Source organism: Mesorhizobium sp. M2A.F.Ca.ET.039.01.1.1 (genome assembly GCF_003998035.1).
Taxonomy (GTDB): domain Bacteria; phylum Pseudomonadota; class Alphaproteobacteria; order Rhizobiales; family Rhizobiaceae; genus Mesorhizobium.
In genome coordinates this window covers 1-2,164 of record NZ_RZRY01000898.1, presented here as the reverse complement: position 1 = coordinate 2,164, position 2,164 = coordinate 1, and the positions used below count along the sequence as shown (strand labels likewise).

Genomic DNA, 2,164 nt, shown 5'->3' with positions numbered 1-2,164 from the left:
GCGTCAAGCAGGCTATCCGCACGGGGCTCGGCCTCAAGGCCGCGATCAACCACAAGTCGGTCTTCGACCGGAAGAACTATTTCTATCCGGACCTGCCGCAGGGCTATCAGATCTCGCAGTTCAAGCAGCCGATCGTCGGCGAGGGCAAGGTAATCGTCTCCGTCGGTCCCGACCGCCAGGGCGAGTTCGAGGATATCGAGGTCGGTATCGAGCGCCTGCACCTGGAACAGGACGCCGGCAAGTCGATGCACGACCAGCACCCGACCATGTCCTATGTCGACCTCAACCGCTCCGGCGTGGCGCTGATGGAGATCGTCTCCAAGCCCGACATTCGCTCGGCCGACGAGGCCAAGGCCTATGTCACCAAGCTGCGTTCGATCATGCGCTATCTCGGCACATGCGACGGCAACATGGACGAGGGCTCGCTGCGCGCCGACGTCAACGTCTCGGTGCGCCGTCCGGGCGGCGCGTTCGGCACGCGTTGCGAGATCAAGAACATGAATTCGATCCGCTTCATCGGCCAGGCCATCGAATATGAGGCGCGCCGCCAGATCGCCATTCTGGAAGACGGCGGCAAGATCGACCAGGAGACGCGCCTGTTCGATCCGAACAAGGGCGAGACGCGCTCGATGCGCTCCAAGGAAGAAGCGCACGACTATCGCTATTTCCCAGATCCCGACCTTTTGCCGTTGGAGTTCGACCAGGCCTATGTCGATGCGCTCGCCAAGGACCTGCCGGAACTGCCCGACGACAAAAAGGCTCGGCTGGTCGATGTGCTTGGACTGTCCGCCTATGACGCCTCGGTGCTGGTTTCGGAAAAGCCGATCGCCGACTATTTCGAGAAGGTTGCCGCCGGGCGCGACGGCAAGCTCGCCGCCAACTGGGTCATCAACGATCTCCTTGGGCAGCTGAACAAGGCCGGCAAAGACATTGAAAATGCTCCGGTTTCGCCTGAGCAGCTGGGCGCCGTGCTCGACCTGATCAAGGAAGGCACCATTTCAGGCAAGATCGCCAAGGACCTGTTCGAGATCGTCTGGAACGAAGGTGGCGACCCGCGCCAGCTCGTCGAGAGCCGCGGCATGAAGCAGGTCACCGATACCGGCGCCATCGAGAAGGCCGTCGACGAGGTCATCGCCGCCAATCCGGACAAGGCCGAGCAGGCGCGCGCCAAGCCGACCATGGCCGGCTGGTTCGTTGGCCAGGTCATGAAGGCGACCGGCGGCAAGGCCAACCCGCAGGCGGTCAACGACCTCGTCAAGGCCAAGCTGGGCATCGAATAGAGCGATGTTCGTCCGCACCGCCAGCGAGCGCGATCTTGTTGCGGTCCGCGCGCTGCTGGTCGAGACCTGGCATGCGACCTATGACGCCATCTATGGCGCCGAGCGGGTTACGGCGATCACCGACGACTGGCATTCGATCACCTCGCTCAAGACGCGGCTGACGCGTCCGAATTCCGAGTTCCTGGTTGCTGACGACGGCAAGCGGCTCGGCGGCATGGCGTTCGCCGCCGCCACCACCGACCCGAAGATCGTCCTTCTGAACCAGCTCTATGTGCATCCGGCCTGCCAGCGGCAGGGGATCGGCCAGTCGCTGCTCGACGAAGTCGAGGCCAGTTTTCCGGAGATGGATACGCTGCGCCTCGAAGTCGAGGAAGCAAATGCCGTGGCGATCGCCTTCTACCAGGCGAACGGGTTCCGCCAGGCGGGCAGGACCGCCGATTGCGGCGGCAGTTCGGGATTGCCCGCGCTCATCATGGAAAAGCGGCTCGGCTAGATCGACGACGCCTCCAGTCGATGTATCTTATATGCCGTCGGAAGAATAGGCGTCACGGCGGCGACAGCTTGCCGATCGGAAGCCGATCGGAAGCCGATCGGACCGCGAGCGGTCACGCGGAGGGAATCTCCACATTGTCGATCAGCCTCGTCGTGCCGAGCCATGCTGCCGCGAGCAGGCGGCCGTCGCGGTCCCGTCGCCAGGGTGCAAGCGTGACGCTCGCGCGGGCGGCGACATAGTCGATCTTCCGGAAGCCTGCGGAGACAAGCGCCTTTGCAGCGTCTTCGGTGGCGCCGGATTCATCCGCACCGGCCGAAAGGGCCGCTGCCGCGCGGTGCAGGATACCGTTGAGCTGGCGCGCGATGTCGAGCTCGGCTTCGCTGAGATAGGC

General features: G+C 63.9%; 3 protein-coding genes. 2 read left to right on the top strand and 1 reads right to left on the bottom strand.

Features of this window, described 5'->3' with window-relative positions:
* On the top strand, positions 1-1,280 hold a 1,280-nt coding region (gene gatB / locus EOA24_RS35275), incomplete at its 5' end, for an Asp-tRNA(Asn)/Glu-tRNA(Gln) amidotransferase subunit GatB (RefSeq protein WP_127410668.1).
* A 4-nt stretch (positions 1,281-1,284) separates the two neighbouring features.
* On the top strand, positions 1,285-1,773 hold the full coding sequence (locus tag EOA24_RS35270) for a GNAT family N-acetyltransferase (RefSeq protein WP_126082847.1): 489 nt from the start codon (positions 1,285-1,287) through the stop codon (positions 1,771-1,773).
* 112 nt (positions 1,774-1,885) lie between these two features.
* Here the strand turns inward: EOA24_RS35270 and EOA24_RS35265 are convergent.
* Positions 1,886-2,164: pantoate--beta-alanine ligase (locus tag EOA24_RS35265; RefSeq protein ID WP_145992564.1), on the bottom strand; the 279-nt coding region annotated here is incomplete at its 5' end.

What these genes read in the sequence shown, in the direction of transcription:
- EOA24_RS35270 (WP_126082847.1), top strand. Translation starts at nt 1,285, where the DNA reads ATGTTCGTCCGCACCGCCAGCGAGCGCGATCTTGTTGCGGTCCGCGCG.